Consider the following 23,805-nt stretch of genomic DNA (forward strand, 5'->3'; position numbering starts at 1 on the left):
GAAGACCGCGACCTCCTCGACCAACGGTGGGGCGGGTCAGGTGGGAGTGGCGTAGGCCGCGACGCCGGTGTCGAGGAGCACGCACGGCTCGTCGCCGACGGTCCATGCGTCGTGACCGGGGTCGAGGTCGATGACGTCGCCGGGACCGATGGTGATCTCGTCTCCGTCGTCGGGCTTGATGGTCATCTGCCCGGACACGCAGAACCCTGTGTGGTGGACCTGGCAGGAGTCGGTGCCGGCGATCGGCTTCACGTCGTCGGACCAGCGCCAGCCCGGTTCGAAGACGCCGCGGCCGAGCGTGAAGTCGCCGAGGGTGACGACGTCCATGTGCCCGTGGTCGGTGAACGGACGTCGTTCGTGCGCGTCCTCGATGTTCTGCTTGGCGGACATGATGCACTCCTCTTGTCGAAGGGACTGACGGTCGGCGTCGGACTGCCCACGCAGCGATCAGGCGGGGACCTTGGGGCGGATGTTCTGGTTGCCGGAGAAGACGTTGCCCGGGTCGTACTCGGACTTGATCTGCACCAGTCGCTCGTACTTCTCCGCGCCGAAGGCCGCCTTGATGCGGTCGTCACCCTCGTCGCCGATGAAGTTGAGGTAGACGCCGCCGGTCGTGAACGCGGCGTTCGCCTTCCGGTAGTCACGAACCCAGGCGATGTTGGCCGCGTCGTCGGCGGGGTCCTCCCAAGTCGCGAAGGGGTGACTCACCCAACGCGCCGAGCGCTGGCTCAACGGTGTGGCGTCCGCATCGAGGCGTGCCAGCGCGCCGCCCCACGGCAACAGCAGGTGTTGGGTCATCGGCGAGGCACGGCGTGCGCCTGCGTCGAGGAACAGGTCGAGCGCCTCGTCGGGGAAGGCGTCGTGGTAGTCGGCGCTCCAGTACTGCCGGAACCCGGGCGGGTCGTCGATCATCGACTGCAGGACCGCGTAGGGCATCGGGCCGACCAGGTCGACCTCCGGTGCCAGGTCCCGCAGGACCTGGACGACCTCCAGACCGGTTGCCTCGTCACCGTTCCAGCAGACCGCGACGGCGATCAGGGGCTCGCCCTGCAGGTGCGGTGGGATGAACTCCTCGGGCGGTCCGCTGAGCATCACCAAGCCGGGGCCGAGCTCATCCGGAGCGTCGTCCGCCCAGTCCCGGAAGGCGCGAGAGACCTCGGGTCCGCGGTCGGCGGGCCACGCCATCAGCCCGCCGATGATCGTCGGACCGACCGGGTGCAGCTGGAACTCCAGCGCGGTGACGACTCCGAAGTTCCCGCCTCCTCCCTTGCTGGCCCAGAGCAGATCCTGGTGCTGGGTCTCGTAGGCGCGGACCTCTCGGCCGTCAGCGGTCACCAGCTCGACGGCCAGCAGATTGTCGCAGCTGAGTCCGTGCTGGCGTTCGAGCCAGCCCGAGCCGCCTCCGAGTGTCAGCCCGGAGACCCCGGTGGTGGACACTCGCCCGCCGGTGGTGGCGAGACCGAACTCCTGCGCCGCCGCGTCGAAGTCACCCCAGGTGCAGCCGCCTCCGACCCTGGCCCGTCGGGCCGCGACGTCGATGTCGACGGCCTTCATCGGCCGGACGTCGATGACCAGTCCGTCGTCGTTGCTGGACTGCCCGGCCACCGAGTGGCCGCCCGAGCGTATGGCCACCGACAGATGGTCATCGGCGGCACGCTCCAGGGCCTCCTTGACATCGGCTGGCCCGTCGCATGCCGCAATGATCCGCGGCCTCTTCACGATCATCGCGTTGAACAGCGCGCGCCGCTCGTCGTACTCGGAAGCGTCTGCTTCGATCCAATTCGTCATGCTCGCGCCTTCTGCCGGCCCCGCCCTCCTCACCATCCTCCGCGCAGGAGACGGTGACAACGGATCGGGGACGACTGGCCTGCCGAATCCCGAAAATGGGGGACGACCGCGGATCAGCGGCAGGTGGTCAACGCGTGAGGCGATCCCGAGCCTGCGACATCCGTGACGGCCGTCGCGATCCGGATGCGGGCATGTCGACGAGTATTGGGGATCTTGTCGTGCGGCTATGGACGATGCGGGACCGGAGGCGTACGACGGTCAAAGGGGCTCTGAACACACAAACGAAGGGCTCGATCATGATGAGACGCGGCATCACATTGGTGGGGACGACCACGGCGCTGTTGATCCTGGGTGTGACCGGGGCCTCGGCGCACGAGTGCTACAACGCCAGTCGCAGCGACACCGGCAACGCGAACGCGGTCAATGGCCAGGCGATGGTCTCGTACGGCGAGCTGCTCGCCGAGTTGTGCCCGGCCGGCGCTGCGATCGTCGAAGGGGCAGTGGCAGCGAACGGGTTCGACACCGACGGGATCCTGGTGAACTCGAACGCGCTGATGGGTGGAGGAAGGCAGGCGACCGATGGCCAGGCCATCGACTACCTGCCGACGTGGTTCTCCGAGAGCGTCGGTGCCGCGTTCGGGACCTGTTTCGGCTGACGGGCGCCAGCCGGTTCCGAGGTTCAGCTGGCTCCGAACTTGGCCTTGGCGAGGTCTTCGACCGCTTGGGGAATTCGGGTCTCGAAGTCGTGGATCTTCACCCAGGTCGGCGTGATGTCTATGCGCGTCATCGTGTCGTAGAGCGCGTTCACGCCCGCTTCCCACTCCGGGAACGCGTCGGCCGGCGTCACCTTCCTGGCACCCTCGACGTACTCCGGGAAGACACCGTCGACGTCGGTGAGCGTGGCCGTCCCGCGGATCAGGAGCGCGTTCGGTGGCCACGTCGGCGGGCTGGTGTCGATGGTGATCGCCACCGCCGGGTTGGCCTTCAGGGCCGCGACCTTCGCGGACGTCGGGATGGTGCCCAGCACGATCGAGGTGCCGTCCCACTCGAAGCCGATCGGGATCACCCGCGGCGTCCCGTCCGGGGCGACATAGGCCAACCGAGCCGGGTTCGCCGACTGCAACAGCCGCTGCGCCACGGGATCTGCCATGGCAGTGCGAATCTCATCCGGGGTCACGAGCCCACCTTCTTCCGAGCGGAGAAAGTACGTCGCCTCGAGCATGCCACTGATCGCCGTGCCTCGCACCGGGTGCCGTGGCAGCGCGACCTCAACCAGTGGTGAGGACGTCGGCGCGGTCGACCAGCACGGCCTTGTGGTCCGAGGCATTCGCCAGCAGCCGCACCGAGGTCGGGAGACCCGGCCCGTGCACGTCGTCGATCTTGCGGCTCGGCCCCAGGGTGCCCGGTTCGGCCTCGCGGCCCTCCCACGCCGAGGTGAGGCCGGTCAGCCGGAATCCGTCGAAGTTCGAGTCGCCGACGGCGTACACCGTGTGCCCCAGGGCCCGGCATTCGTCGACCATGGCCTGCACGCGTGCGGCCTCCTCGCGGTGCCGCGCCGCGAGCAGCGGGCGGTCGGCGCGGTAGACGCCGCCGGACTGGACGCCGGGCACGAGGTGGTAGCTGATCAGGCTCACGGTGCGGCCACCCGTGCGGTCGTCGTACGTCGCCACGGAGGCCAGGTGGGGCGGCTCGATGCGACGTCGACGGGCCAGGGCGGCATCGGCGCGGCCGGGGCTGCTGAGCCAGACGGATCCCACGTGCAGCAAGGAGAACCGCTCGCTGCGCGCACCCACCACGCAGTCGCCCAGCACCGGCATCGTCCAGAGGTAGCCGGAGTCCCGGCGGGACCGCCGAGGTCCGCGCAACAGCCCCACGCTGCCGGTCTCCGCGAGCAGTCGGACCCGCCAGGGATGCCACTCCTGCAACCCGACGAGGTCGGGCTCGTGCTCGAGCACGTCGCGCAGCGCCTCGCGGGCGTCGCGGGTGCCGAGGCCACGATGGACGTTCGCGGTGGCGACGACGGTGTGGGCGGTCACGGGCCAACCTTGTCAGAAAACAATAATCACCTGCGGATGTTTGCAGCGCACGAGCATGATGTCCTCATGCTGCTGGTGGAGACCCCGCCTCAAGCTGTCGTCGGGGGACGTGTCGCTGCCCTTCTTCGTCAGCGTCCGGGGCATGTCGTCGTGGCGATGGCCGTGCTGACCTGCCTGCTCGGATGGCTGCCCTTCATGGGGCGGCCGTTGAGCCCCGACGAGAGCGGCCTGTTGATGGTGGCCCGGCAATGGGCGCCGGGGGACTCGCTGTACGGCGACTACTGGGTCGACCGGCCGCCCGTCCTCATCGCGCTGGTCGCCCTGGGCAACCTGTTCGGCGGTGCGTGGGGTCTTCGCATCCTCGGCATCGTCGCGGTCTTCACCTCGGTCCTGCTCGCGGGTCGGTTGGGTCGTGTGGTGGCGCCGCACGTGCCGACGGCAGCGCTGCTGCCCGCGGCCACTGCCGCCATCCTGGTCGGTACGCCGCTCTTCGGTGGCACAGTCGTGAACGCCGAGCTGCTGGGACTGCCCCTGCTGCTGGCCGGCATGATCGCCGCCGTCACGGCGAGCCGGTCGGCCGGGTTCCGCGAGGCGCTGTGGTGGGGGACTGCCGCCGGCGCAGCGGGTGCGGGTGCGGTGCTGACCAAGCAGAACCTCCTCGACGTCCTCGTCTTCCTGCTGGCGCTCCTGATCACCGGCGGCCTCACCCGACAGGGACGTGCGCACGCACGTACGGCGCTCGCCACGGCCCTGGGCGCAGCGCTCGGCGGTGCCACGGTCCTCGTGGTCGTCGTCTCGGGTGCCGCCGCCTTGGGCACCGACCCCGTCGACCTGTGGTCGGCAGCCGTCACGTTCCGGTGGGAGGCGGCCAGCGTGGTCCTCGAGTCGCCGTCCTCGGGCGAGCGCTTTCGGTTGATGCTGCTGGCCCTGCTCGGCAGTGGGGCGCCGCTCCTGGTCGGCGTGCTCCTCCCGCGGCTGCGTCGCCGGGCGGTCGGTGCCCCCGCGCACCCCGACTTCCGGCTGCCGGTCCTCGCCGTGCTCGCCTGGGAGTCAGCGGCCGTCGTCGCGGGTGGCAGCTACTGGCTGCACTACCTGATGGGACTCGTCCCCGGGCTGGTGCTGCTGGCCGCCGTGACCGGCCTGCCCGATCGCGTCCGCGCCTCCCTGGCCCTCACCTACGGGCTTCTGGTCGTGTCGACGCTGTGCTCGATCGGCTGGGTCGCCGTACACCCGATCGACCGGCCGGAGCAGGAGGTGGCGACCTACCTGTCGGATCGTGCGCAGCCGGGCGACACCGCGATGGTCGCCTTCGGGGTCTCCTCGATCCTCGAGTCGTCCGGCCTCGAGAGTCCCTACCCGCATCTGTGGAGCCTTCCGGTGCGGGTGCGTGACCCGCAGCTGCACGAGCTCGCAGCCGTCCTGGCCAGCCCCGACAGACCCACCTGGCTGGTCATCTCGGGCATCGGCCTCGGCAGCTGGGGCCTGGACACCACAGCGGCGCAGCCCCTGATCGCCCGGCACTACGACCGGGTCGCCGACGTGGCCGGCTACCGGATCTTCCGCGAGTCGGAGGCCAGGCGCTGGTGGTGATCCTCGAGCTGAAGCCACGCGAGCGGCCACCGATGCCGACGACCCGTCCGGTCGCGCGAGCGAGGGCGTTGGTCGGGTACGTCGTGGTGCTCGCGGTCTGGATCCACTTCATCGGCATCCCCAACGATCCGATCGGCGTGACCCTCTGGCTGTGGCTGTTCACCATCGCCTGGAACGCCGACGCCCCACGCGAGCGGCACCTCGACTTCGGGCGCGACTGGTGGCGGCCGATGCTCCTGTTCACCGGCTACTGGCTCCTGCGTGGACTGGCCGACCAGACCGGGATGCCGATCCACGTCACGGCACCGGTGCGCATCGACGAGTGGTTCGGCGGCGGCACCACACCGACCGTCCTGCTCCAGCACAACCTGTGCGGCAACCCGTGCGACCCCGACAGCGCGCCGCGGTGGTACGACGTCCTGCTCACCACCGTCTACGCGTCGCACTTCCTGACCGCGCTGACGATCGGGGCCGTGCTGTGGATGCGCAACCGGCAGGAGTGGCTGCTGTGGATGCGTCGCTACGTGACGATCCTCTACGCCGGCCTGGTGATCTACTTCCTGTACCCGATGGCGCCGCCGTGGATGGCCTCGAAGCTCGGGGTCATCGAGGAGGTGCACCGGATGACCGGCCGCGGCTGGTCCGAGCTGGGCCTGCACCGCCAGAGCATGGTGTTGATGGGCATGCCCAACAAGGTGGCCGCGATGCCGTCGCTGCACGCCGGCATCGCGTTCCTGATCGTGTTCTACGCGATCACCCGGCTCCGCTCGCAGTTCCGTTGGCTGCTCCTGTTGTATCCGGTGGCGATGTCGACGGCGCTGGTCTACTTCGGGGAGCACTACGTCATCGACGCCGTGGCCGGAGCCGTTCTCGCACTCCTGGTCGTGGTCGGTTGCGCGGCCTTCGAGAGGCGCGGCGAGCGCAGGAAACCTGAACCGCTCGTGCACCACGAGCCCCGGGGCGTGGCCGGACAGCGATGAGTCTCGCGCCGACCCAGGGTCAGTCCTCCGACACTCGTCACCACACCTCGAGGAGAACTACATGACCGCGACCTACACCTGGGACGTCTTCAGCAGTCTTGACGGCTTCGGCTCGTACGACGAGAACGGTGACTGGGGTGGCTACTGGGGCAAGCACGGGCCCGAGTTCCTCGACCGCCGCGTCGAGGTCCTCGCCGAGGAGCAGCGGATGGTCCTCGGCGGCAACGCCTTCCGGCTGTTCGTGCGGCTGCTGAGCCCGAGTGCCCCCGAGCCCGTGGACGACCCGGTGAACACCCGCATGAGGAACCTGCCCACCACCGTGGTGTCGAACAAGCTGGAGGGGCCACTCGACTGGCCCGATGCGACCGTCGAGGGCGGCGACGCCGCCGACGTCGTACGCCGGCTCAAGCAGGAGTCCGACGTACCGCTGCGCTCGCACGGCAGCCTCTCGTTGAACCGGGCGCTGATGGCTGCCGGTCTCGTCGATCGCGTGCAGCTGACCGTCTTCCCGGTGCTCACCGGTGAGACCGGCGCCGCACCGCTCTTCCGTGGCGCGGCCGACTTCGACCTCGAGCTCCTCGAGAGCCGGACCCTCGACGGCGGCACCCTGGAGCTGACCTACCGACCCACCCTGCACTGAGTCGGCTGCAGACGAGTGCCCGATCCCACGACCTGACTCTGCCCCGGCACGGGAATCCGCCGAGGCGGCGAACATTCTCACGCCGGGCTGTCGGATCGGGGGGTCGGCGTTCGTAGCGGTGGTGAGAGGCACCCACACGGGGTCGCCATGAACACAAGGAGCTCACCATGACTGCCACCTACACCTGGGACGTCTTCTCCAGCCTCGACGGCTTCGGTTCTGCCACTGGCGACTGGACCGGATACTGGGGCAAGCAGGGCCCGGAGCTGCTCGACCACCGCCTGGCGTTGTACGACGCACCGCAGCGGATGGTGTTCGGCGCGAGGACCTACCGGGAGTTCGTGCAGATGCTGGGCTCGGGCCCGGCCGACTCCGAGGTGCACGACCCGTGGGTCACACGGATGGTGAACCTGCCGGCGACGGTGGTGTCCGCCTCCCTCGAGGGCCCGCTCGACTGGCCCGACGGCACCGTCGAGCGTGGTGACGCCGTCGACGTCGTGGCCCGGATGAAGGAGACCTCGGACGTGCCGCTGCGCTCGCACGGCAGCCTGTCGATGAACCGCGCGCTGATGGCGGCGGGCCTGGTCGACTTCGTCCAGGTGACGGTCTTCCCGGTCATCACGGGACAGACCGGGACTGCGCCGATCTTCGGTGGAGCGGCCGACTTCGACCTCGAGCTGGTCGAGAACCGCACGTTGGACGGGCGCACCCAGCAGATGGTCTACCGGCCGACCCTGCACTGAGCCGGACGCGCGGTTCCTGGTCGTCGGCATGCACGTGCGCTGCTGAAGGCGTCCGGACCGGGGCCCCGGTCCGGACGCACTCACTCTGCGTCGGGCGCGCTCAGCACTTCACCATGGAGCCGTTGTCGCTGAGGTAGGAGTCCTTGAACCACCCCTGCTTGTTGGTGCCGGCGATCCGACCGTGGGTCCACGTGCCGTCATTGTCGGTGAAGGTGAAGCAGTGGTAGTAGATCTTGGTGCGGCGCGCGGCCTGGCCCAGCGACGTGCAGCTGGGGTGCGGCCCTACGCGGTAGCGCAGCCAGTCCGCGTCGACGTACCCGTAGCCGGACTTGTCCTTGTCGGAGTTCGAGTGCGAACAGCTCTGGGTCGTCATGTCGTCGTCACCCGACGGTGGCGCGGCCTGGGCGGTGGTCAGGACGCCGAGTCCCAACGGCACCGCGCCCAGGGTGGTGGCCAGGGTGATGCCTGCGGTCTTCCTGCTGAGCAGTCGTGCGGTCATGATGCTTCCTCTCGTGGGTTCCTGCGTTGACTCCACGAGGTTGGCCGTCATCCCTTTCGCATCGCTGTGGTCCCGCTTTCATCCCTGGCCGCACCCGGAGCTGGAGACGACCTGGGAATGGAAGCGGCTCCGCGTGTGGTTGAAGGTTGCATGAAGAAGATCGGATTCCTGAACTTCGGGCACTGGAACGCCTCGCCGCACTCGCAGGTGCGCAACGCCTCGGACGCGCTGCTGCAGTCGATCGACCTGGCTGTGGCGACCGAGGAGCTGGGCGCCGACGGTGCCTACTTCCGGGTGCACCACTTCGCCAACCAGCTGGCCTCGCCGTTCCCGCTGCTGGCCGCGATCGGTGCGAAGACGCAGCGGATCGAGATCGGGACCGGCGTGATCGACATGCGCTACGAGAATCCCCTCTACATGGCCGAGGACGCCGGCGCCGCGGACCTCATCGCAGGTGGCCGACTGCAGCTCGGGATCAGCCGGGGATCACCGGAGCAGGTCATCGACGGGTGGAGCTACTTCGGCTACCAGCCCGGTGAGGACTCCGACGCCTCCGAGATGGCGCGCCGGCACACCGATGTCTTCCTCCAGGTGCTCGAGGGCGAGGGCTTCGCCCAGCCGAACCCGCGGCCGATGTTCCCCAACCCGCCCGGCCTGTTGCGGGTCGAGCCGCACTCCGAGGGCCTGCGCGAGCGCATCTGGTGGGGCGCTGCCTCGGATGCCACCGCACGCTGGGCCGCCGAGCAGGGCATGCACCTGATGAGCTCGACGCTGAAGGCCGACGAGACGGGCGAGCCGTTCCACGTGCAGCAGCGCAAGCAGATCGAGGCGTTCCGTGAGGCATGGGCCGAGGCCGGTCACGCGCACGAGCCGAGGGTCTCGGTCAGCCGCTCGATCATGCCGATCGTCACTGACACGGACCGCGCCTACTTCGGCCAGGAGGGTGAGAGTCGCGACCAGATCGGGCAGATCGAGCCGCAGCTGCGTGCTGTCTTCGGACGGTCGTACGCCGCAGAGCCCGATCGCCTGGTCGAGCAGCTGGCGCAGGACGAGGCGATCGCCGCGGCCGACACGTTGCTGCTCACCGTGCCCAACCAGCTGGGCGTCGACTACAACGCGCACCTGCTGCGCACGATCCTCGAGGACGTGGCTCCCGGCCTGGGTTGGCGCTGACGTCGTACGAGCCGAGGACGTTCGAGGCCCACGAGGCATCAAGAATTCACGGTTCGAGGCGCAAGAACCCACTGTTCGCGGGTGGTGCTGTCAGCCGGCGTGGATGTGCGGGCGGCGCGTCCGCTCGGGCTCGGCACGACGCAGCACCTCCCGGGTGATCGGGGCGACCTCGCCGACACCGAACAGCAGGAAGCGGAGCAGGTGAATGAACGGTTTGCCCTCGGTCCACTCGAAGTAGATGTGCGGGCGTACGCCGGTGCGGTCGCGGATGTCGAGCAGCAGTGAGGCCAAGGTGTTCGGCACGGTCGCGCCGGTGACCGTGAGCACCCGGAACTCGCCGTGCAGCGCCTCCCCGTGGACCTCGATCCGGCTCTCGAAGTCGGAGTAGTCGCCGACGGTCACCTCGACGAAGATGATGTCGCCCGGGTCGAGCAGGTCGTGGTCGTCGACCACCTGGCGGATCTTCTCGCGGTACTCCTCCACGTCCCGCGCGTCCGGCTCGTTGGCGACGAGCCGGATCGAGCGGCGGGCGCAGTCACGCAGGAACGCGTCGGCGCGGTCGTCGTACACGATCTCGGTGGTGCGCAGCTCGAGGGCACGCGCCACCCGGGACAGCAGCGAGACGATCACGATCGCGGCGATGAAGCAGGCGCCGATCTTGACGCCGTCCGGACGCTCGTGCACGTTGTCGAGCGTCGTGTAGGCGAGCACCAGCGTGATCGCGGAGAACGCGACCGTCAGCTTCCGTTGCCCTGCCTTGCGCGCGGCCAGGGTGACGGCGACCGCGGCGGAGGTCATCAGCACCAGCACGCCGGTGGCGTAGGCGCCGCCCTGGGCGTTGACGTCGGCGTCGAAGATCCAGGTGATCAGGAACGCCGTGCAGGTGAGCACGAGCACCAAGGGTCGTACGGCGCCGGCCCACTCCGGCGACATGCCGTAGCGCGGCAGGTAGCGCGGGATCAGGTTGAGCATGCCGGCCATCGCGGAGGCACCGGCGAACCACAGGATCAGGATGGTGGAGGCGTCGTACACCGTGCCGAAGCCGTCGCCCAGGTAGAGGTGCGCGAGGTAGGCCAGGGCACGGCCGTTCGCCGAGCCGCCGTCCTCGAACTCGTGCGCCGGGATCAGCAGCGTGGTGACCAGGCTGGAGGCGATCAGGTAGACGCTCATGATGCAGGCGGCGACGGTGAGCAGCTTCTTGGTGTTGCGGATGCGGCCGGCCGGGCGCACCGGGTCGTCGCCGGGCTCACCGCGCACGTGGCTCATCACGGCCACGCCGGTCTCGAAGCCGGACATTCCCAAGGCCAGCTTGGGGAACAGGGTCAGGGAGACCGCGATCATCAGCCCGATGTTGCCGTGCTCGGCGGTCAGGGTGGTGGTCCAGTCGGTCACCCGGTGCGCGTCCTCGAAGACGTGCACGGCGGCGACGCCGATCACGACCGCGTTGAGCAGGAGGTACGTCGACACGAGGGCGACCGCGACTCCGATCGCCTCGGTGAAACCCTTGAGGAAGACCGCGCCGAGCAGGGCCACCAGGCCGAGGGTGATCCACAGCTCCTGGCCGTGCAGGAATCCCGGGACGTGCGGGTTCTCCACCACGTGGGCGCTGGCGTCCGCGGCCGAGAGCGTGATGGTGATGATGAAGTCGGTGAGTGCGAAGCCGAGGAGGACGAGCACGAAGATCTTCCCGCGCCAGAAGGGCAGGAGCCGTTCCAGCATGGCGATCGAACCCTGGCCGTGCGGGCTCTCCGCGGCCACCCGTCGGTAGACCGGCAGTGCGCCGAACAGGGTGAGCAGCACCAGGATGATCGTGGCGATGGGGCTGAGCGCGCCGGCGGCGAGGAAGGCGATGCCCGGCTGGTAGCCCAGCGTGGAGAAGTAGTCGACGCCGGTCAGGCACATCACCTTGCGCCAGGAATGCGTCTTCTCGCCCGGAGGCGCGGCGGCGTGCGGGCCGGCGTGTCGGGCGGTCACCTCGGGACGGTGGAACAGCCACTCCCGGAAGCGCCCCTGGGCGGCCTCGGGTGACTGGAGATCGGTACTCACACCTCCGATCCAACCCGCGGGAACCCCCGACCGGGGGCGGCCTAACGACTCCCTAACAAGGTGCTGACCGATGCGCGCGACGAACGGGCGCTCCGCCCTGTGTCGGTGCGACGCATGGGCTCGTGCCGATGTCGTCAGCGTTCTGTCAGGACGTGTCAGGGTTCTGTCAGGAGGCCACCACCCGAGCCCTCGACGGCCTTGACTTGTGGCATGGGCCAGCAACTGATGACGGACGAGGTGGGAGTGCGCTTCGGCATGGGCGCGGGTGCGCAGTTCCTCCTCACCGGACTCGTCGTCGCGACCCAACTGCCGGGGGAGTGGGGCGTGGCCCTGCTGTTGCTGGTCACCGCGCTGCTCTCGGTCTGGCTGGACGAGCCACATGCCCTCGGGCTCGGCGTCGCGGGGTGGGCGTTCGCGACGGGCTTCGCCGTCAACACTCTCGGCGTGCTCACCTTCGCGCCGTACGACCTTGCCCGTCTGGGCGTCTTCGTCGCGGCGGCGGCACTCACCTGTCGGCTCGGGGGTACGGCGTGAGTGCGCGGGCCGGCGACCCGGGGAGCACAATGGGCCGACCCGACAAGTCTGGAGAAGCGATGGTGCGCAGCAGCCTCAGTGCCCGGCGCCGGGGCTACGGCTATCTCCTCGCGGTCCTCGGCACGGCAGCGCTGGTCGGCGTGCTGGTGCCCGCGCGGGAACACCTCGACCTGGCCAGTGACGCGCTGTTGCTCCTGCTCCTCGTGGTGAGTGCGGCCATCCTGGGCGGCCTGGGGCCGGCCCTGACCGCGGGCCTGCTCGGCGCTGTCCTGCTGAACTTCTTCTTCACCGAGCCGTTCCACACGTTCCGCATCTCGGAGTCCACCGACGTCGTCGCCGTAATCGTCTTCGCGGCGGTGGCCCTGATGGTCAGCTGGGTCGTCGACCTGGCCGCCCGCCGTGCGTCCGCCGTGCGCGAGGCCGCCGAGCTCGAGGCGGGCAACAAGTTGCGTACGGCCCTCCTGGCCGCTGTCGGCCACGACCTGCGCACGCCGCTGGCGACCGCGAAGGCAGTGGTCTCGGGGCTCCGGAGTCGCGAGGTGACGTTGACCGACGACGACCGGGATGAGTTGCTCGAGGCGGCCGACGACGCGCTCGACCGGCTCGCCGGCCTCGTCGACAACCTGCTGGACCTGAGTCGGCTGCAGGCCGGAGCACTGCCGGTGCGCACCCGGCCCGCGTCGGTCCACGACGTCGTCGCGACGGTGCTCGACGACCTCGGTGTGGAGCCCCGGGCCGTCGTCCTGGAGTTGCCCGACGACCTTCCCGACGCCGTGATCGACTCCGGCCTGCTCGAACGGGCGATCGTCAACGTGGTCGCCAATGCGCAGCGCCACGCGAAGCGTCCGCCGCTGCTGACTGCCGGTGTGGTCGGTGAAAGGGTCGAGCTGCGGGTGATCGACACCGGACCCGGGATCCCGGTGGCCGACCGTGAACGGGTCTTCGTCCCGTTCCAGCGGCTCGGCGACACGAGCACCGAAGGACTCGGCCTCGGGCTGGCGCTGTCCCGCGGACTGGTGGAGGCAATGGCCGGTTCGCTGGAGCTCGCCGAGACACCCGGGGGCGGTCTCACCGTGGTGATCTCGCTGCCCGCCGAGCCGACCCCGCCGACCGGTACGCCGGACCCGGGGCCCCCGGCCGTGCCGACCTCACCCGAGCAGGCATCGCCATGAGCCGGATCCTCGTCGTCGACGACGAGCCGCAGATCCTGCGGGCGCTGACGATCAACCTGCGCGCCCGCGGCTACGCGGTGCGTACTGCAGGTGACGGCGAAGAGGCGTTGCAGAGCGCCGCCGCCCATCCGCCGGACGCGGTGATCCTGGACCTGGGACTTCCCGACCTCGACGGGGTCGACGTGATCACCGGCCTCCGAGGCTGGACCGCCGTGCCAATCCTGGTGCTCTCGGGCCGCAGTGACAGCGTGGACAAGGTGGACGCGCTCGACGCCGGCGCCGACGACTACGTCACCAAGCCGTTCGGGATGGACGAGCTGATGGCCCGCCTGCGTGCCCTGCTGCGCCGAAACGCCCCGACCGAGGAGGCCCCGGCGGTCACGTTCGGGGACGTTGTCGTCGACCTCACCTCCACCCGCGTGACCCGCGCAGGCGAGGAGGTGCGGCTGACCCCCACGGAGTGGCACCTCCTCGCGGCGCTGGTGCGCCACCCGGGCAAGCTGCAGAGCCAACGGCAGCTGCTCGACGAGGTCTGGGGTCCCGGCTACGAGACGGCTCAGGGCAACCTGCGGCTCTACATCGGCCAGCTGCGCCGCAAGCTGGAGCCCGATCCGGCCCGGCCGACGTACTTCCGCACCGAGCCCGGCATGGGCTACCGCTTCGAGCCGCACGACGAGTGACCGTGCCCCCGCTACGGTTCCCGACGAAGGTCTCAGACTGCTGTGCACGAGGGGATGACGGATGAGGACGACGAGAGCGACACCCTGGTTGATGATTGGCGCGGTCGTGGTGCTGGTGGCGGCCGGCGTCCTCCTCTGGCAGTCGCGATCTGGTGACGACGACGCGCCCGTGGACGAAGACCTCGCCTCGCGCATCACGGCCACCGGTGTCACGCCGTACGACGTACGCCTCGGCAAGGCCGACATCGACGAGGTGCGGGTGGAGGCCGGCAGTGTGCTGGTCGACTATGACCACACCCACGAGGACCGCCACGCCTACACGCTCGTGCTGTCCAAGGCTCCGTCCGGCGACCTCTGCGGTGCGCAGGGGACTGGCGAGCAGGACGACGGCAGCACGTGCACGTCGGAGGACGACCGGATGTCCTCCACGTTCGAAGAGATGGGCAGCTTCTCGCTGCGTCGCGACGGCACCCTGCTCACGCTCAGCAACCTGGTGATCGAGAGCGACCCCGGCATCGAGGAACGCGCGTTCACCGCCCTCGAGGCCGCCGAGCCGGTCCCGGCGGACGACCTGGCGCGCCACTGAGTCGATCGCCGGGGCAGGCGAAGGGCGAGGGCCTCCGGTCAGGCGTCGTACGCCGGGTCGCGGGTGCCCACCTTGCGCGCGACGGCGAGGTGGCCGCCGAGGAACCCGGCACCGCCGGCGACAGTCGCACCCAGCAGGGCCAGCCGGGCGCCGGTGCCGTGCGCGCCCCGGCGACGGGCCAGCCAGGACGCGGCATAGAGGCCGATCGCCACGCCGTTGCCGACCGCGTGCACGACGCCCACCCGTTTCTCGCGCGGGCCGGCCTCGGACCACTCCGCCCACCCGGTCCACGCGGTGGGCCCGACGACCACGAGGCCGGTGCCGACGAGGGCCTGTGCCGGCTCGGCCCACCGGCCGCGACCCAGCAGGTCGAGCACGGTCGCCGAGGTCCAGGACCCGAGCACCACGTCGGTGAGCGCCGGATGGACCGCATGCCCCAGCCAGTCACCACGCAGCACGGCGCCACGGGTTCCGGACCCGAAGATCGTCCTGACGTGCGGCTCCAGGGCCTGCACGGGGCCGTCGAGGGCGGCTGAGTCCTCGAGCTTCTTGAGCCAGCGCACGGCTGCGGGCGGTGGTTCGAAGGGAGACATGCGTTCCTCCTCGGTGACGACCGGTCTCGCCTTCACCCTGCCCCGCCGTACGACGAAGATCAACAGCAGCTCAGCTGCGTCGTACCGCCCGGACCACCGCGTCGACACCGGAGCCCGCGATCGAACGCGGCTGCTCCCTTGCGACCACCAGGTCCCACTCGTCCGCCGGGAGCACGTCGGTCGCGTCCTTGACCGACACCTGCACCTGACCGGCGGCCGGTGTGGGCTGGCCGGTGGCGGGGTCGACGGGCCGGTGCCCGACCAGGAGCAGCGTTCCTCCGGGGGCGACGCCCGCGGCCAGCCGGGTCACGAACTCGGCCACCGACCCGGCAACGTGGACGTAGAGGCAGTTGACCAGGTCGAACGCCCCCGCGGCAGGTGCCCAGGTGCCGAGGTCGCCCTCGACCCACTCGATGCGCTCGGCCACCTCGGTGCCGAGCGCCTCTGCCGTGGAACGGCCGTGCTCGAGCGCGGACGGTGAGAAGTCGACGGCGGTGACCTGCCATCCGGAGGTGGCCAGCCAGAGCGTCTCCGCGCCGTGGCCGCACCCGGCGTCGAGTGCACGGCCGGGAGGAAGGCCGACCGTCTGGTCGAGCAGGTGCTGGTTGGGTGCGCGGCTCGCCAGCTTGTCCGGGTGGTCACGCAGAACCTGTTCCCAGCGGTGCTCCCACGCGTCCCGGTCGTGCATCTCGCTCGTCATGGGAGCGACCGTACGCCGGGCGCCCTACTGCTGCTTGCTGTAGCAGGTGATGATCATCGGGTTCACCCCACGCACGGACCAGCGGTACTGGCCGCGCCTGACATGGTGTGGGCAGACGCGCTCGGCCAGCCGACGGGCGGTCGCCGCGGTGTAGCGCTCGGGTGGCACCCAACTGAACGTGGCGCGATAGACATGCGCGTGCCGGCAGCTCAGCGCATAACCGCGATAGGTGAGGCACCGCTGATAGTTCTTGCGGACCTCGGGCTTCAGACTGCCTGGGCGACCACGGGTCGTCGAGAGAAGCCGCGACGCCGTGTCGAACGAGCCGACCGAGCAGCTCACCCAGCGGGCGCCCCGTTCCTGCTGGGCGTCGGTTCCTCTCGAGCGGACTGCGAGAACCCTGGGGCCTGGCGGAGTCGCGCGGGCCGTTTCGGCACTGTCGGTGCTCCCTGTCAGGCTGGGGGTGAGCGAGGACTGGAGGAACCATGTTCCTGATCGACGGGCAGCTGCACTGGAGTGCCTCAGACCTGACCGCCGCCGCGGCCTGCGAGTTCGGGGTGCTCCGCACGCTGGACCACACCCTCGGCCGGGCCGAGTGCATCGAGCAGTCCGAGGACCCGCTGATGGAGCACATCGCGCGACTCGGCGAGCGCCATGAGTCGGCGTTGCTCGAGCAGCGCCGCAGTGCGGGGGGCCTCGTCGAGCTGCCGCACGTGGCGGCTCCCTACACCGCCAGGGCGCTCGGAGCTGCGGCCGACGCAACGCTCGCGGCGTTCCGCGCGGCTCCGACCGTGGTCCACCAGGCGGCCTTCCACGACGGCGAGTTCTTCGGGTACGCCGACTTCGTGGAACGGGCAGAGGACGGCTGGCTGGTCTGCGACGCCAAGCTGGCGCGCCAGGCCAAGCCGCGTGCGCTTCTCCAGCTCGGGGCGTACGCCGACCAGCTGCGCCGTCTCGACCTTCCCGTGTCGTCGACGGTCTCCCTGTTGCTGGGCAACGGCGAGCGCGTCGACTTCCCGGTGGCCGACGTCCTGCCGGTCTTCGAGGAACGACGAGAGCGCTTGCGCACGCTTCTCGGTGAGCACCGGGCCGGGGGAGAGTCGGTCGTCTGGGGCGACCCCCGCTACGTCGCGTGCGGCCGGTGCCAGGAGTGCATCCATGCCGCCGAAGAGACCTCCGACCTGATCCTCGTGGCCGGCCTGCGCATGGAGCAGCGCCGCAGGCTGCGGACCGAAGGACTCACCTCGATCGCCGATCTCGCCCGCGCGACCACGAAACCCGCGGCACTCTCGCAGCGCACCTTCGACAAGCTGCACGCCCAGGCCGCACTCCAGTGGAAGCAGCTCTCCGGCGGTGAGGGAGCACCCGTCGAGTCGGTGCTCACCGACGATGCCGCGGAGACGCTGGCGCTGCTGCCGGCCCCGTCGACCGGCGACCTGTTCTTCGACTTCGAGGGCGACCCGCTCTACGACGAGGGCGACCTGTCGCGCACCGGGCTCGAATACCTCTGGGGCCTCATGGACGACCAGGAGGCGTACGTCCCGTTGTGGGCGCACAGCTCCGCCGAGGAGAAGCAGGCGTTCCTCGAGTTCATGGACCTCGTCGCGAAGCGTCGTGCCGAGCACCCTGACATGCACATCTACCACTACGCGCCCTACGAGACCTCGGCGCTCAAGCGGCTCGCGATGCGCTACCAGACGAGGGAGAAGGAGCTCGACGACCTGTTGCGCTCGGAGGTCTTCGTCGACCTCTACGCGACGGTCCGCGGGTCCGTGCGCGTCTCGGCGCCCTCCTACAGCATCAAGAAGCTCGAGCCGCTCTACATGGGCGACGAGCTGCGCAGTGCCGACGGCGTGCAAGCTGGTGACGCGTCGATCCTTGCCTACCACGAGTTCCGCGACCTCCGGGCGACCCAGCCGCTGCGCGCGGAGGCGGTGCTCGACGACTTACAGGACTACAACACCTACGACTGCCTCTCGACGCTGCGGCTGCGCGACTGGCTGCTCGCTCGTGCCGTTGACGCAGGGGTTCGCGACCAGATCGTGTCGCGGGCACTCGACGTCGAGGGTGAGGAGACCTCCGACGACGACCCGGTTTTCCTCGCGTTGATGGCGAAGTCCGGGCCGGTCAGCCGGGCCGCACGCACGCCGGAGCAGCAGGCCCACGCCATGCTCGCCACGGCCATCGACTACCACCGGCGCGAGCGCAAGCAGTTCTGGTGGGGGCACTTCGAGCGGCTCCAGCACCCGGTCGACGACTGGTCGCACACCCGCGACGTCTTCGTCGTCGAGAGCGCCGAGGTCGTCGGCGACTGGGCCGTGCCCGAGGGACGCTCGAGCCGGCCCCGCCGCACCGTCCGCCTGATCGGCGACTGGGCTGCGGGCAGCAAGCAGGCGAAGGAGGCCCACGTCATCTACGCCGCACCGACGCCCGTGGGCGTCAACCGGCCCGAGGGTGCCCGCTACGGCTTCGCCCGCACCGAGACGTTGGCGTACGTCGACACGGACCCACGCGTCGTCCTGCTCACCGAGTCGTGCAAGCCCGACGAGACGTACGCCGAGCTGCCGCTGGCGTTGACGCCCGGGCCGCCGCCGGGCACCCAGGCGCTGGAGGCGGCGATCAAGTCCGTGGCCACCGACGCCGCGGGCGCGGGGTCCCTGCCGCGCGGCGCCGCGCTCGACCTGCTGGCCAGGCGTACGCCGCGTCTCGCCGGAGGACTGCCCCAGGAGGGCTCGGTCGTGGAGCGCGTCGTCGAGGCGCTGCTCGGCATGCAGGACTCCTACGTGGCGATCCAGGGGCCGCCGGGCACGGGCAAGACCTGGAACGGGTCGCGAGTCATCAAGGAGCTCGTGGAGCGCCACCACTGGCGGATCGGGGTGGTGGGGCAGTCGCACGCCGTCGCGGAGAACATGCTGGCCAACGTGGTGGCCGCGGGACTCGACCCTGCCCTGGTCGGCAAGAACTCCAACGACGCGGAGTCGCCCACCTGGACCGACCTCAAGGGTGGTGCGCCCCCGCGGGCAAAGTTCCTCGCCGACCACGCCGAGAGCGGGTGCGTGCTCGGCGGCACGGCCTGGACCTTCGCGAACGCCAACCTCGTCGAGCGTGAGGGCCTCGACCTTCTGGTCGTCGACGAGGCCGGACAGTTCTCGCTCGCACCGACCCTCGCCTCGGCGATCTCCGCCAAGCGGCTCCTGCTGCTCGGTGACCCGCAGCAGCTGCCGCAGGTCAGCCAGGGCACCCACGCCGAGCCCGTCGACGAGTCGGCGTTGGGCTGGTTGATGGACGGGCACGACACGATTCCCTCCACCCACGGCTACTTCCTGGAGGAGTCCTGGCGCATGCACCCGGCGTTGTGCGCGAAGGTCTCCGAGCTGTCGTACGACGGCCGACTCGCCTCCGCAGCTGCCCCGTCGCAGCGCCACCTCGACGACGTGCAGCCGGGTCTCTCGGTGGTGACCGTCGCCCACACCGGCAACCGCACGGAGTCTCCCGAGGAGGCCCTGGCGGTCGTGGAGCAGGTGGAGGCGTTGCTCGGCACCGCGTGGACCTCCGCACCCGACGCGGCTCCTCGTCCCCTCGCAGGTGGCGACTTCCTCGTCGTCGCGCCGTACAACGCCCAGGTGGTGACGATCCGCAAGGCACTCGACAAGGCAGGGCTGGCCACGGTGCGGGTCGGCACGGTCGACAAGTTCCAGGGCCAGGAGGCGCCGGTGGCGATCCTGTCGATGACCGCGTCGTCCCACGGCGACGTGCCGCGCGGCATGGGCTTCCTGCTCAGTCGCAACCGTCTCAACGTCGCCCTCTCCCGGGCGCAGTGGCGGGCCATCCTGGTCCGCTCCGAGGCACTCACGTCGTTCATGCCCACCAGCGTGCGCGGGGTCCTCGAGCTCGGCGGGTTCATCGGCCTCTGCCAGGACTGATGTTCCGCGTTGCTCCGGTGACCGAGGGGGAGCCGGGTCAGCGGGCGCGGTCGATGGCGTCGACGATGGCCTGGTAACCCCGGTCGGAGGCGAGTCGGCGGGGGAGCACCCCGTCGCCGTCCGGGATGGCCGGGTCGGCGCCGGCCTCCAGGAGCATCTCGACCACCTTCACGTGTCGCGGTGATCCGTCGCCGAGCACGATCGCCTCGTGCAGTGCCGTCCACGACAGGTTGTTCACGTGGTTGACCGGGACTCCGGCGGCGATCAGGATCCGCACCGTCTCGACGTGCGCGTGCTCGCTGGCGGGGATCAGCGCGGTGCCGCCGTAGCGGTTGATGCTCGACACGTCGGCACCGTGGGCGAGGGTGAGCTCGAGGATCTCGTCGAGGCCCTCGGCCCCGGCGTAGAGGAACGCGGAGTCCTCGAGGTCGTCCTTGGCGTTCGGGTCGGCCCCGGCCTGGAGGAGTGCCCGGGCGATGGCCACCCGGTTCGACTTGGTCGCGACCACGAGTGGTGTGCGGCCGAGGTCGTTGCGGGACTCGAGGTCCGGGCGGTTGGCGAGGGCCTCTTTCACCGTGGCGAGGTCTCCGTCGGCCGTGGCGCGGGCCAGCAGCGCGGTGGCCTGACGTCGGGTCATCGTGGGTTCCTTCGGGGTGGAGGGCTCGGTGGACTGGGCAGTGTCAGCGGAGCCATCGGCCGCGGAGGTCGGCGACCCGGATGGCGCGGTCGTTGTCTCGGGCGCGGCGTCGTCCGACGTACCACCCGGCGAGCACGCGGACAGCACGAAGACCATCGCCGGGGCGAGGGTCAGTGCCTTCCAGTCGAGGGCCCTCCAGTCGAGGCGGCCGTGGGGGTCTTCCTGCATGGGTGCTCCCTCCGTCAGGGTGAGTCGAGGATCAGGGTGACCGGCCCGTCGTTGACCAGCGACACGGCCATGTCGGCACCGAACACGCCGCGCGCCACGGGTGACCCGAGACGCTGCAGCTCGTCGCAGAACGCCTCATACAGCGGCTCGCTGACCGCACCCGGTGCCGCCGCCGACCAGGTGGGACGGCGGCCCTTGCGTGCGTCGCCGTACAACGTGAACTGGCTGACCACCAGCAGCGGCGCTCCGGCGTCGGCCACCGACTGCTCGTCGCGCAGGAGCCGGACGTCACGCACCTTGCGGGCCAGCCACTCGACGTCGGCCAGCCCGTCGTCGTGGGTCACCCCGAGCAGCACGACGAGCCCGGGTCGGTCGAGCCCGCCGACGACCTCGCCGGCCACGCTGACCGAGGCCGACGACACGCGTTGCAGCACCGCTCTCATGCGCCAATCCAAGCAGAGGAGGCCTCATCAGCCCGGACGCGAGCACCAGGACCGGTCCTTCATGGTCCGGTTCCGTGCAGGAGATCAGGTGCGGGACTCGACGAGCGCGGCCAGCTGCTGGGTGACGGCGCCCCAGCCGTCGTGGAAGCCGAGCTGCTCGTGCCTGTCGCGGTCGGCGGCGTCGCGGTGTCGCGCCGTGGCGGCGTACGCCGTGCCGCCGTCGGGGTGGTCCGCCATCGTGATGACGGCGGTGACGAACGACGCCGGGGCGGGACGCCAGCCGGCGACCAGTGCGTCGGTCCAGACGAGGCGCGCGAGGTCCTGCACCTCGAGGAAGCAACCCGTGACGTGCGGGCCGTAGGTCGTACCGTCCTCGCTGATCTCGGTGCGGAAGGCGCCACCGGGTCGCAGGTCGAGCTCGGCGACGCGACACGAGCTGGGCGCCGGAACCCACCACTGTGCGAGGAGCGCCGGATCGGTCCACGCGTTCCAGACGGCGTCGCGGGGTGCGGCGATGATGCGAGTGACGGTGAGGTCGAGGTCGGGGCGGTCGTGCGTCATGAGTCGGCCTTCCTGTTGATGTGCGCGGTGTTCTTGTGGGCATTGCTTGTGCGGCCGGTGACGAACTGCTCGAGACGATCGGTGCGGCCCTCCCACACCTGGCGCTGCTCCTCGAGCCAGCCCTCGACCAGGTCGAACTGCCCGGTCTCGAGGGTGCAGGTGCGCACCCGCCCCGCCTTGCGGGTGCTGATCCACCCGGTCTGCTCGAGGTGGCGGATGTGCTTCATGAACGAGGGGAGGGCCATGTCGAACGGAGCGGCCAGGTCGCTGATGCTGGCCGGGCCCGCCCCCAGGCGGCTGAGGACCGCGCGTCGGGTGGGGTCCGAGAGCGCGTGGAACACCGAATCGAGAGCAATCGCATGCTGAGCCATGGGGCTAAGTTACGCCGTGCCAACACTTATCGCAATGGCTAAGTGTTGGCGTGGGTGGCCGGTGAGGCCCGCACCACACCACGCGCCGGGAATGCCGGGCCGTGGTGCGGGGTTGCCCGACTGTGCGAAGTGAACCGACCGGCGAAGGCGACCTGTTGACCCGTCGCCTCGTCGTCGACCTCGTGCGCCTGCAGCTCTGCAGCTGTCGCTGACCGATCCGGCCGAGCCGGCCCCCGTGATTGGCCCCGTGATTGGGCCCGTGGTCCGGCCCCGCATCCGTCTGCCCTCCCACCCGACTCTCCTCTGCTGTCGACGCGCCCGGTGGCGCGTCGTACGGCTGCAGTGAAAGGCCCCTCCCGCATGAGTTCCTCCGCAGCAACCACAACCCCCACGAAGCGGCGCAGCTGGCTTCCCTCCTTCGGTGTCCAGGTCCTGATCGGCCTGGCGCTCGGCGTCGTCCTGGGCCTGGTGGCCCGTTCGATGGGCGCCGACGGCGTCGACTCGGCGACCGGCGAGGTCGACCCGAACTGGCTGACCGAGACCCTGACCACCGTCGGCACCACGTTCGTGACGCTGCTCCGGGCAGTGGTCCCGCCGCTGGTCTTCCTGGCCATCGTCGCCTCGATCGCCAACCTGCGCGAGGTCACCGGCGCGGCCCGGCTGGCGTGGAAGACGCTGGTCTGGTTCGCGATCACCGCGCTGATCGCGGTGACGATCGGCATCGTGCTCGGGCTGGTGCTCGAGCCCGGCAACCACACCAGCGTCACCAAGGCGGCCGCCGAGGCTCCGGGCAGCACCGGCTCGTGGCTGGACTTCCTCACCGGCCTGGTCCCGGCCAACGTGCTCGGCCTCGAGGCCAGCGCGAACGGCGACGGCTCGATCGGACTGTCCTTCAACGTGCTGCAGATCCTCGTCGTCGCGATCGCGGTCGGCATCGCCACGCTCAAGGTGGGCGAGGCCGCCGACCCGTTCCTGACGGTGGTGCGCTCAGCCCTGTCCATCGTGCAGAAGGTGCTGTGGTGGATCATCCTGCTGGCCCCGATCGCCACGGTCGGCCTGCTCGGGAACGCGGTCGCGTCGTACGGCTGGGACGCCCTCGGCTCCCTGGGCACGTTTGCTGGTGCGATCTACCTCGGCCTCGCGCTGGTGATGTTCGTGGTCTACCCGGTGCTGCTGCGGGCCAACGGCCTCTCGATCAGGCAGTTCTTCTCCGGCGCCTGGCCGGCGATCCAGCTGGCCTTCGTGTCGCGTTCGTCGGTGGGCACCATGCCGGTCACCCAGTCCGTGACCGAGCGCAACCTGGGGGTGCCCTCGGCGTACGCCTCGTTCGCCGTGCCGCTCGGCGCGACCACCAAGATGGACGGCTGCGCCTCGATCTACCCGGCGATCTCGGCGATCTTCGTCGCGCAGTTCTTCGGCGTCGACCTGGCCCTCACCGACTACCTGCTGATCGTGTTCGTCTCCGTGATCGGCTCGGCCGCCACCGCCGGTGTCACCGGAGCGACCGTCATGCTGACGCTCACCCTGTCGACGCTCGGCCTCCCGCTCGAGGGGGTCGGCCTGCTGCTGGCCATCGACCCGATCCTCGACATGGGTCGTACGGCGACCAACGTTGCCGGTCAGGCACTCGTGCCGACGCTGGTGGCCAAGCGTGAGGGCATCCTCGACGAGTCGGCGTACGCCGCATCGCGTCGTGGTGAGGTGTGGCGCGAGGACGACGAGCTGGTCGCCGCCTGACGAACCGCAGGTCTGCTGCGTCGGTGCGTCAGCAGCCCCGCCCCCACACGCCACAACGTTTCGCGTTGAATGAACGTTTGTTCAAGGTCCAGCTTGAACAAACGTTCATTCAACCGCGGCAGGTGGGGCCGCGAGCGCAGGTCGG

At 70.1% G+C, this 23,805-nt stretch carries 25 protein-coding genes; 12 read left to right on the plus strand and 13 right to left on the minus strand.

Features of this window, described 5'->3' with window-relative positions:
• Nucleotides 1-36 precede the first annotated feature (36 nt).
• On the minus strand, nucleotides 37-390 hold the full coding sequence (locus ASH02_RS06590) for a cupin domain-containing protein (RefSeq protein WP_057294476.1): 354 nt from the start codon (nucleotides 388-390) through the stop codon (nucleotides 37-39).
• A 57-nt stretch (nucleotides 391-447) separates the two neighbouring features.
• Complete coding sequence (locus ASH02_RS06595) at nucleotides 448-1,788, minus strand: FAD-binding oxidoreductase (protein WP_057294477.1); 1,341 nt, start codon at nucleotides 1,786-1,788, stop codon at nucleotides 448-450.
• 296 nt (nucleotides 1,789-2,084) lie between these two features.
• On the opposite strand from ASH02_RS06595, the gene ASH02_RS06600 reads away from it, so the two are divergent.
• Nucleotides 2,085-2,444: a hypothetical protein gene (locus tag ASH02_RS06600; protein WP_156409719.1), complete on the plus strand. Its 360-nt coding sequence runs from the start codon at nucleotides 2,085-2,087 to the stop codon at nucleotides 2,442-2,444.
• 23 nt (nucleotides 2,445-2,467) lie between these two features.
• On the opposite strand, the gene ASH02_RS06605 is transcribed toward ASH02_RS06600, so the two are convergent.
• Together ASH02_RS06605 and ASH02_RS06610 are read right to left on the minus strand one after the other, a co-directional pair.
• Nucleotides 2,468-2,938 carry a pyridoxamine 5'-phosphate oxidase family protein gene (locus ASH02_RS06605; RefSeq protein ID WP_056680195.1) on the minus strand — a complete coding sequence of 157 codons (471 nt, stop codon included), beginning with the start codon at nucleotides 2,936-2,938 and terminating at the stop codon, nucleotides 2,468-2,470.
• Nucleotides 2,939-3,056: 118 nt separating this feature from the next.
• Complete coding sequence (locus ASH02_RS06610; RefSeq protein ID WP_057294478.1) at nucleotides 3,057-3,824, minus strand: hypothetical protein; 768 nt, start codon at nucleotides 3,822-3,824, stop codon at nucleotides 3,057-3,059.
• A gap of 66 nt (nucleotides 3,825-3,890) precedes the next feature.
• On the opposite strand from ASH02_RS06610, the gene ASH02_RS06615 reads away from it, so the two are divergent.
• The 4 genes from ASH02_RS06615 to ASH02_RS06630 all read left to right on the plus strand — a co-directional run bounded on the left by ASH02_RS06615 (nucleotide 3,891) and on the right by ASH02_RS06630 (nucleotide 7,777).
• Entirely contained in the window at nucleotides 3,891-5,414 is a 1,524-nt protein-coding gene (locus tag ASH02_RS06615; protein ID WP_156409720.1) for a hypothetical protein, read from the plus strand.
• Complete coding sequence (locus tag ASH02_RS06620) at nucleotides 5,411-6,394, plus strand: phosphatase PAP2 family protein (protein WP_156409721.1); 984 nt, start codon at nucleotides 5,411-5,413, stop codon at nucleotides 6,392-6,394. Before ASH02_RS06615 ends, ASH02_RS06620 begins: the two co-directional genes overlap by 4 nt.
• 61 nt (nucleotides 6,395-6,455) lie before the next feature.
• A complete protein-coding gene (locus tag ASH02_RS06625) occupies nucleotides 6,456-7,034 on the plus strand; it encodes a dihydrofolate reductase family protein (RefSeq protein ID WP_057294481.1) in 579 nt (192 codons plus the stop codon).
• A 167-nt stretch (nucleotides 7,035-7,201) separates the two neighbouring features.
• Nucleotides 7,202-7,777: a dihydrofolate reductase family protein gene (locus tag ASH02_RS06630; protein WP_056680210.1), complete on the plus strand. Its 576-nt coding sequence runs from the start codon at nucleotides 7,202-7,204 to the stop codon at nucleotides 7,775-7,777.
• A 100-nt stretch (nucleotides 7,778-7,877) separates the two neighbouring features.
• Here the strand turns inward: ASH02_RS06630 and ASH02_RS06635 are convergent, their stop codons facing one another.
• Nucleotides 7,878-8,276, minus strand: coding sequence for a hypothetical protein (locus ASH02_RS06635; protein WP_057294482.1), 399 nt, complete (start codon nucleotides 8,274-8,276; stop codon nucleotides 7,878-7,880).
• 150 nt (nucleotides 8,277-8,426) lie between these two features.
• Here ASH02_RS06635 and ASH02_RS06640 point away from each other — a divergent pair, with 150 nt between their 5' ends.
• Nucleotides 8,427-9,449, plus strand: a complete 1,023-nt coding sequence (locus ASH02_RS06640; RefSeq protein WP_057294483.1) for an LLM class flavin-dependent oxidoreductase — start codon at nucleotides 8,427-8,429, stop codon at nucleotides 9,447-9,449.
• A gap of 90 nt (nucleotides 9,450-9,539) precedes the next feature.
• Here the strand turns inward: ASH02_RS06640 and ASH02_RS06645 are convergent, their stop codons facing one another.
• The gene (locus tag ASH02_RS06645; RefSeq protein ID WP_082620826.1) at nucleotides 9,540-11,495 is read right to left on the minus strand and encodes an amino acid transporter; all 1,956 of its coding nucleotides are present in this window, start codon (nucleotides 11,493-11,495) and stop codon (nucleotides 9,540-9,542) included.
• Between the two features lie 210 nt (nucleotides 11,496-11,705).
• Here ASH02_RS06645 and ASH02_RS06650 point away from each other — a divergent pair, with 210 nt between their 5' ends.
• From ASH02_RS06650 to ASH02_RS06665, 4 genes are all read left to right on the plus strand, one after another.
• Nucleotides 11,706-12,029: a hypothetical protein gene (locus ASH02_RS06650; protein WP_056680220.1), complete on the plus strand. Its 324-nt coding sequence runs from the start codon at nucleotides 11,706-11,708 to the stop codon at nucleotides 12,027-12,029.
• Nucleotides 12,030-12,088: 59 nt separating this feature from the next.
• Nucleotides 12,089-13,201 carry a sensor histidine kinase gene (locus tag ASH02_RS06655; protein WP_057294484.1) on the plus strand — a complete coding sequence of 371 codons (1,113 nt, stop codon included), beginning with the start codon at nucleotides 12,089-12,091 and terminating at the stop codon, nucleotides 13,199-13,201.
• Complete coding sequence (locus tag ASH02_RS06660) at nucleotides 13,198-13,881, plus strand: response regulator (RefSeq protein WP_056680226.1); 684 nt, start codon at nucleotides 13,198-13,200, stop codon at nucleotides 13,879-13,881. The genes ASH02_RS06655 and ASH02_RS06660 overlap by 4 nt, the downstream gene beginning before the upstream one ends.
• 61 nt (nucleotides 13,882-13,942) lie before the next feature.
• Nucleotides 13,943-14,467 carry a hypothetical protein gene (locus tag ASH02_RS06665; RefSeq protein ID WP_156409722.1) on the plus strand — a complete coding sequence of 175 codons (525 nt, stop codon included), beginning with the start codon at nucleotides 13,943-13,945 and terminating at the stop codon, nucleotides 14,465-14,467.
• Between the two features lie 38 nt (nucleotides 14,468-14,505).
• On the opposite strand, the gene ASH02_RS06670 is transcribed toward ASH02_RS06665, so the two are convergent.
• The 3 genes from ASH02_RS06670 to ASH02_RS06680 all read right to left on the minus strand — a co-directional run bounded on the left by ASH02_RS06670 (nucleotide 14,506) and on the right by ASH02_RS06680 (nucleotide 16,102).
• Complete coding sequence (locus ASH02_RS06670) at nucleotides 14,506-15,060, minus strand: DUF2231 domain-containing protein (RefSeq protein WP_056680496.1); 555 nt, start codon at nucleotides 15,058-15,060, stop codon at nucleotides 14,506-14,508.
• A gap of 70 nt (nucleotides 15,061-15,130) precedes the next feature.
• Nucleotides 15,131-15,760, minus strand: a complete 630-nt coding sequence (locus ASH02_RS06675; protein WP_082620828.1) for a class I SAM-dependent methyltransferase — start codon at nucleotides 15,758-15,760, stop codon at nucleotides 15,131-15,133.
• 24 nt (nucleotides 15,761-15,784) lie between these two features.
• Nucleotides 15,785-16,102, minus strand: coding sequence for a WHG domain-containing protein (locus tag ASH02_RS06680; RefSeq protein WP_056891230.1), 318 nt, complete (start codon nucleotides 16,100-16,102; stop codon nucleotides 15,785-15,787).
• Nucleotides 16,103-16,245: 143 nt separating this feature from the next.
• On the opposite strand from ASH02_RS06680, the gene ASH02_RS06685 reads away from it, so the two are divergent.
• Entirely contained in the window at nucleotides 16,246-19,683 is a 3,438-nt protein-coding gene (locus ASH02_RS06685; protein ID WP_056891229.1) for a TM0106 family RecB-like putative nuclease, read from the plus strand.
• A gap of 37 nt (nucleotides 19,684-19,720) precedes the next feature.
• On the opposite strand, the gene ASH02_RS06690 is transcribed toward ASH02_RS06685, so the two are convergent.
• The 4 genes from ASH02_RS06690 to ASH02_RS06705 all read right to left on the minus strand — a co-directional run bounded on the left by ASH02_RS06690 (nucleotide 19,721) and on the right by ASH02_RS06705 (nucleotide 21,923).
• Complete coding sequence (locus ASH02_RS06690) at nucleotides 19,721-20,548, minus strand: ankyrin repeat domain-containing protein (RefSeq protein WP_200950039.1); 828 nt, start codon at nucleotides 20,546-20,548, stop codon at nucleotides 19,721-19,723.
• A 14-nt stretch (nucleotides 20,549-20,562) separates the two neighbouring features.
• Nucleotides 20,563-20,991 carry a D-aminoacyl-tRNA deacylase gene (gene dtd, locus ASH02_RS06695; RefSeq protein ID WP_056891228.1) on the minus strand — a complete coding sequence of 143 codons (429 nt, stop codon included), beginning with the start codon at nucleotides 20,989-20,991 and terminating at the stop codon, nucleotides 20,563-20,565.
• An 84-nt stretch (nucleotides 20,992-21,075) separates the two neighbouring features.
• On the minus strand, nucleotides 21,076-21,552 hold the full coding sequence (locus ASH02_RS06700; protein ID WP_056891227.1) for an SRPBCC family protein: 477 nt from the start codon (nucleotides 21,550-21,552) through the stop codon (nucleotides 21,076-21,078).
• Nucleotides 21,549-21,923 (minus strand): ArsR/SmtB family transcription factor, encoded by a 375-nt coding sequence (locus tag ASH02_RS06705; RefSeq protein ID WP_057294487.1) that lies wholly within the window; start codon nucleotides 21,921-21,923, stop codon nucleotides 21,549-21,551. The genes ASH02_RS06700 and ASH02_RS06705 overlap by 4 nt, the downstream gene beginning before the upstream one ends.
• A gap of 360 nt (nucleotides 21,924-22,283) precedes the next feature.
• On the opposite strand from ASH02_RS06705, the gene ASH02_RS06710 reads away from it, so the two are divergent.
• Nucleotides 22,284-23,660, plus strand: coding sequence for a dicarboxylate/amino acid:cation symporter (locus ASH02_RS06710; protein WP_057294488.1), 1,377 nt, complete (start codon nucleotides 22,284-22,286; stop codon nucleotides 23,658-23,660).
• Nucleotides 23,661-23,805 lie beyond the last annotated feature (145 nt).

Source organism: Nocardioides sp. Soil796 (genome assembly GCF_001429525.1).
Classification (GTDB): domain Bacteria; phylum Actinomycetota; class Actinomycetes; order Propionibacteriales; family Nocardioidaceae; genus Nocardioides.

Coding starts and splice junctions, on each gene's coding strand:
- ASH02_RS06625 (WP_057294481.1), top strand. CDS start 6,456: ATGACCGCGACCTACACCTGGGACGTCTTCAGCAGTCTTGACGGCTTC.
- ASH02_RS06655 (WP_057294484.1), top strand. CDS start 12,089: ATGGTGCGCAGCAGCCTCAGTGCCCGGCGCCGGGGCTACGGCTATCTC.
- ASH02_RS06670 (WP_056680496.1), bottom strand. CDS start 15,060: ATGTCTCCCTTCGAACCACCGCCCGCAGCCGTGCGCTGGCTCAAGAAG.
- ASH02_RS06595 (WP_057294477.1), bottom strand. CDS start 1,788: ATGACGAATTGGATCGAAGCAGACGCTTCCGAGTACGACGAGCGGCGC.
- ASH02_RS06700 (WP_056891227.1), bottom strand. CDS start 21,552: ATGACGCACGACCGCCCCGACCTCGACCTCACCGTCACTCGCATCATC.
- ASH02_RS06705 (WP_057294487.1), bottom strand. CDS start 21,923: ATGGCTCAGCATGCGATTGCTCTCGATTCGGTGTTCCACGCGCTCTCG.
- ASH02_RS06590 (WP_057294476.1), bottom strand. CDS start 390: ATGTCCGCCAAGCAGAACATCGAGGACGCGCACGAACGACGTCCGTTC.
- ASH02_RS06650 (WP_056680220.1), top strand. CDS start 11,706: ATGGGCCAGCAACTGATGACGGACGAGGTGGGAGTGCGCTTCGGCATG.
- ASH02_RS06605 (WP_056680195.1), bottom strand. CDS start 2,938: ATGGCAGATCCCGTGGCGCAGCGGCTGTTGCAGTCGGCGAACCCGGCT.
- dtd (WP_056891228.1), bottom strand. CDS start 20,991: ATGAGAGCGGTGCTGCAACGCGTGTCGTCGGCCTCGGTCAGCGTGGCC.
- ASH02_RS06710 (WP_057294488.1), top strand. CDS start 22,284: ATGAGTTCCTCCGCAGCAACCACAACCCCCACGAAGCGGCGCAGCTGG.
- ASH02_RS06660 (WP_056680226.1), top strand. CDS start 13,198: ATGAGCCGGATCCTCGTCGTCGACGACGAGCCGCAGATCCTGCGGGCG.
- ASH02_RS06600 (WP_156409719.1), top strand. CDS start 2,085: ATGATGAGACGCGGCATCACATTGGTGGGGACGACCACGGCGCTGTTG.
- ASH02_RS06675 (WP_082620828.1), bottom strand. CDS start 15,760: ATGACGAGCGAGATGCACGACCGGGACGCGTGGGAGCACCGCTGGGAA.
- ASH02_RS06640 (WP_057294483.1), top strand. CDS start 8,427: ATGAAGAAGATCGGATTCCTGAACTTCGGGCACTGGAACGCCTCGCCG.
- ASH02_RS06635 (WP_057294482.1), bottom strand. CDS start 8,276: ATGACCGCACGACTGCTCAGCAGGAAGACCGCAGGCATCACCCTGGCC.
- ASH02_RS06685 (WP_056891229.1), top strand. CDS start 16,246: ATGTTCCTGATCGACGGGCAGCTGCACTGGAGTGCCTCAGACCTGACC.
- ASH02_RS06690 (WP_200950039.1), bottom strand. CDS start 20,548: ATGCAGGAAGACCCCCACGGCCGCCTCGACTGGAGGGCCCTCGACTGG.
- ASH02_RS06630 (WP_056680210.1), top strand. CDS start 7,202: ATGACTGCCACCTACACCTGGGACGTCTTCTCCAGCCTCGACGGCTTC.
- ASH02_RS06615 (WP_156409720.1), top strand. CDS start 3,891: ATGCTGCTGGTGGAGACCCCGCCTCAAGCTGTCGTCGGGGGACGTGTC.
- ASH02_RS06665 (WP_156409722.1), top strand. CDS start 13,943: ATGAGGACGACGAGAGCGACACCCTGGTTGATGATTGGCGCGGTCGTG.